This window comes from Microcoleus sp. A6-C6 (assembly GCF_036705955.1).
In the GTDB taxonomy this organism is placed as follows: Bacteria; Cyanobacteriota; Cyanobacteriia; order Cyanobacteriales; family Microcoleaceae; genus Microcoleus.
Genome location: NZ_JAUBVR010000154.1, coordinates 1 through 4,412 on the forward strand (window position 1 = coordinate 1; position 4,412 = coordinate 4,412).

The window sequence follows — 4,412 nt, forward strand, 5'->3', positions numbered from 1 at the left end:
GTGGTGAATGTGTAATTAAAGTTTACAATTAAAGCCGTCGAGCGAAGGACGGGGTTTTAAACCCAATTATGTGATAATAACGTAAGGTGCGCCGCAGCGCACCCTACAAATATCGCAGACAATTTATCAAACAATCTCGTCCGGGTTAATTCCCTGAGCGCGTAAATATTCAGCAAGGCGATCGGCTCGTTCGCATTCGCGATCGGCCCGTTCGCGTTCGAGTTCGACCCGTTGTCGTTCCGCTGTTATCTGTTCTACACCCCACAAAAGCAGATTTCCTGCTTCATCCCACCAGCGCAACCAATAGCCTGTACGCTGTTCTTTTTCCCCCGCCAAGTTCCCAAATACAAACCAAAATCTGCTATCCAATGGCGACCTTCCTCATCAGGAAATTCTAATTCGTAATTGCCATTTTGCAAGCGATATACCTCCAATAATCCACTTTCCGGGTCAAAAATGATGTAATTTTGCACTTGCAGAATTTGTTCGTAAAAAAACCACTTTCCGGGAGGAAAAGTACGTATAATAGAATATTCCTCGCCGTCTGTTTCAGACAAAAACTCCATAACAATGGTTGGGATTTCTCCTTCCAAGTTTGGAGTGTAGCTTTTGCGGTCTCTTCTCGATTCTGCGGGTAGTACCGAAGGTATATAAACCCAATCTGGTGCTTTGATAACTAACTCGCCGTTAACAGTAGTGCAAATACCAAAGTTGCTAGCAATCAGCATTAGTGGCCCGATTAATCCTCTTAGTTCTAAGATCTCTCGCAGTGCTCCGGCAATTAGCGGTTGACCTGTATTCTCAACTGGTTTTTCTTCTAATTGGAAGTCGTCTGGCAACTTCTCCCAAGTTACGGTTATTGCTACCGTTTTTTGTTTTGGGTGATCTTGAGTCGCGACCATGACTTTACTTTCTAAAGTTTGATATCTTATCATAACATACCCTAAGATCAGACGTACGGTTGAAACCGCGTCTATACAAACACTCACCCGCCTCCGCGGGTTGAAGAGTGGGCGGTTTAAAGTACGTTTTGCGTTATTTTTTTCAGTCTGCGGAGGCGGACTTTATTTTTGTAGGTGCGGCTTCAACCGCCGTCTTGTCTGAGAAAAAACATGAAATTTTTAGATTTAACAGTAGCTTTGCTAATCTTGCTGATATCGGCTTGCCCTTTGCTTGCCGACTCTACAAATCCAGTTGCTCAAAACTCACCAGTTGATGAGCCATTTTGCTACATGAAAACTGCCGATGGCAAAATAGTAGACTTAGGAAGATTGTGCCAGAAACAGCCAAGTTCTGGAACTTCTCAAACTTGCATTTCCGGTGCCAACATGGCGGCAAAAGTGTCAATTGCACAGGCAAATTATGACGGCAACTTTTTTAGCGGTCAAGTGGTCAATCAAGGCTGTAAAACAATCAAGAATGTGAAAGTCAATTATGAAGTTTTGGACGAGTTAGGTGATTTAATTGACAACGGATTTATCTACACTCAACCTGTTACTCTTGCACCAGGACAGTCAGCCACATTTCGGGGCGCAGTTGTCGCCGGGGCTAAGGTGCAGGCTACTTATGCAGACGCTCAAGAATGATTGTGGCGATTTGCCCGATCGCTGTTATCATATTTTGGCTCAGATATCTGTATGACTTACGCAGAGATCCCCCTAAATCCCCCTTCAAAAGAGGGACTTTGAATAATAATCTTGTCCCCCCTTATTAAGGGGGGTTAGGGGAGATCGAAGTTTGAATATTCTTGTAGAGATCCCCAAAACAGAATTTGCGAGGGCAAAATATCTTGAAAACTCGATCGACATACTGGCAAATCTTACCCTACCTCCGTCCCCAAAAACAAACCATCGGTAAAGCACTAGCTTGTACCGTAGTCTTTACCATATTTTGGCCAATTATCGCGTGGTTGGTTGGCGAAACAGCCAAATTTATAGGAAAAGGAGATTTACAAGGATTCGCCCAAATTGCTGCACTCAGCGCCGTTATATTTCTGATTCGCGGTACAGCCCAGTACGGTCAAGATACGCTGATGGCAAAAGCAGCTTTGACTATTGCTTTAGAAATCCGCAAAAAAGTTTACTCCCACCTCCAAAAACTCAATATCGGCTACTTTGAAACCGCCAAAACCGGAGACTTATCCTACCGCCTCACAGAAGATATTGACCGCATTGGCGAAGTTGTAAATAAATTTTTTCATCAGTTTATCCCTTGTGTTTTGCAGCTAATTGCCGTCCTGGGATATATGATTTATCTCAACTGGCAATTAACCTTGGGTGCATTAATTATTGCACCGTTGATGGCAATTTTAATTGGCTGGTTTGGCGAGAGACTTCTCACTTACTCGCGCCAAAGTCAAAATCGCATTTCTGATTTATCAGCTTTGCTAACAGAAGTATTCAGCGGCATTCGTTTAATCAAAGCGTTTGTAGCTGAAGATTACGAAATTGCCCGTTTTGCAGAAGAAGCTGAACAAAACCGCCGCGCTAAGTATTTGTCGGAAAGAGTAAAAGCACTTCAGTTCGTTGTAGTTGGCTTTCTGGAAGCGATGAGCGTGATTTTGCTGTTTTTCCTGGGTGGTTGGCAAATTGCCCAAGGAAACCTCACAGGTACTGAATTTATCAGTTATATCGCAGGGGTGGCGCTGTTAATTGATCCGATCGCCATTACAACTGCAAATTACGGCGATTTCAAGCAGGGAGAGGCTTCTAGCGATCGCATTTTTGAACTTTTAGCCATTGTACCCGCTGTTGTCGAAAAGCCAGGGGCGATCGAACTTCCGCGCGTTACAGGTAAAGTCGAATATCGCAACATTAATTTTGCCTACCCCTCTCAACCCCCCCTTGATAAGGGGGGGCAAGGGGGGGTTCCGATTTTGCAAAATATGAGTTTGCTAGTGCTTCCTGGAGAAATGATCGCCCTTGTGGGCGCATCCGGTGCGGGGAAAACTACGTTAGTAAATTTGTTGCCGAGATTTTACGATCCGCAAGCGGGACAGATTTTAATTGACGGTATTGATATTCAAGATGTCACCTTAAATACTCTGCGCCGGCAAATCGGTATTGTACCGCAAGAAACTATTCTTTTTTCGGGTACAATTGCTCAAAATATCGCTTTTGGGCAATCTTATTACGAACTAAAAGATGTGCAGAAAGCTGCGGAAATTGCTAACGCCCATCAATTCATTACTGAGTTTCCCGATGGTTATCAAACTTGGGTAGGAGAAAGGGGTGTAAATTTATCTGGCGGACAAAAACAAAGAATTGCGATCGCCCGTGCGGTTCTGCTCGCTCCCAGAATTTTGATTCTGGATGAAGCTACATCGGCGCTGGATTCGGAATCTGAAGGTTTAGTTCAGGAAGCGCTGGAAAGATTGATGCGCGATCGCACTGTGTTTATCATAGCTCACCGCTTGGCTACTGTCCGTAGAGCCGATCGCATTTTAGTTCTGGAAAAAGGCAGAATCGTCGAATCGGGGACGCATGAGGAATTGCTCGAAAAGGGCGATAGGTACGCGGGCTACTACGCGCAACAGTTTAGTCAGTAGGCTACATTAGAAACCGGGTTTTTGGCCGAATCTGCCGGCCTCAACGAAGTATTCTCAAAAAAACCCGGTTTCTGATTACTTGCGCGTAAGTCCTATGAAGAATGGTACAATAAATTATCCAACTGGAGATTTACTGATTCTAGTTAAAAAGAAGAGGCCGTGCCAACATGATTCAAACCACAGCCAAACTACTAACATTTGAGGAATTCCTAGAGTGGTATCCCGATGGCAAAGGACGTTTCGAGCTACGAAATGGAGTAATAGTTGAGATGAATCCAAACGGTGACCATGAGGAAGTTACAAGTTTTCTCATCCGCAAAATTAACGTAGAAATCGATAGACTAAATATTCCTTACATAACACCATCAACCTATTTTGTCCGACCTCCAGCAGCTACTACAGGGTATCAACCAGACATTATAGTATTAGACAAACCTGCCTTAATTTCGGAGCCATTTTGGAAAAAATCATCGATTATTACGCAAGGTAAATCTGTTAAACTTGCGATCGAGGTAGTTAGCACCAATTGGCAAGATGATTACCTGGTTAAAGTGGCTGATTATGAAAGATTGGGTATCCCGGAATATTGGGTTGTGGATTATGCTGCTTTGGGCGGCAAACGCTTCATTGGCAATCCGAAACAATCTACTATCTCAGTTTATCAGTTAGTTGAGGGCGAGTACCAGGTTAGCCAGTTCCGAGAGGGCGATCGAATTTTGTCGTCTGCTTTCCCCGAACTAAATCTGACTGTTGAACAGGTTTTCGGATCTATCCAAAGGGAAGAAGGGATAAGCTGTTGTACACTTAAATAGGGTATAATAAAAAATTAATTTAGTCAATCAGTACAAAAATGCCAGCTAAAAAT

3 protein-coding genes and 1 pseudogene are annotated in these 4,412 nt (G+C 43.7%); 3 read left to right on the top strand and 1 reads right to left on the bottom strand.

From position 1 onward, the window contains the following. Positions 1–126: 126 nt before the first annotated feature. Positions 127–902: pseudogene (locus QUB52_RS28660) on the bottom strand (Uma2 family endonuclease). A 210-nt stretch (positions 903–1,112) separates the two neighbouring features. On the opposite strand from QUB52_RS28660, the gene QUB52_RS28665 reads away from it, so the two are divergent. The 3 genes from QUB52_RS28665 (at position 1,113) to QUB52_RS28675 (ending at position 4,359) form a co-directional block, all read left to right on the top strand. Continuing rightward, positions 1,113–1,586, top strand: coding sequence for an FxLYD domain-containing protein (locus QUB52_RS28665; RefSeq protein WP_265234501.1), 474 nt, complete (start codon positions 1,113–1,115; stop codon positions 1,584–1,586). A gap of 203 nt (positions 1,587–1,789) precedes the next feature. Further along, positions 1,790–3,547, top strand: a complete 1,758-nt coding sequence (locus QUB52_RS28670) for an ABC transporter ATP-binding protein (protein ID WP_332974172.1) — start codon at positions 1,790–1,792, stop codon at positions 3,545–3,547. Positions 3,548–3,714: 167 nt separating this feature from the next. Next, the gene (locus QUB52_RS28675; protein ID WP_332974171.1) at positions 3,715–4,359 is read left to right on the top strand and encodes a Uma2 family endonuclease; all 645 of its coding nucleotides are present in this window, start codon (positions 3,715–3,717) and stop codon (positions 4,357–4,359) included. Positions 4,360–4,412: the final 53 nt, after the last annotated feature.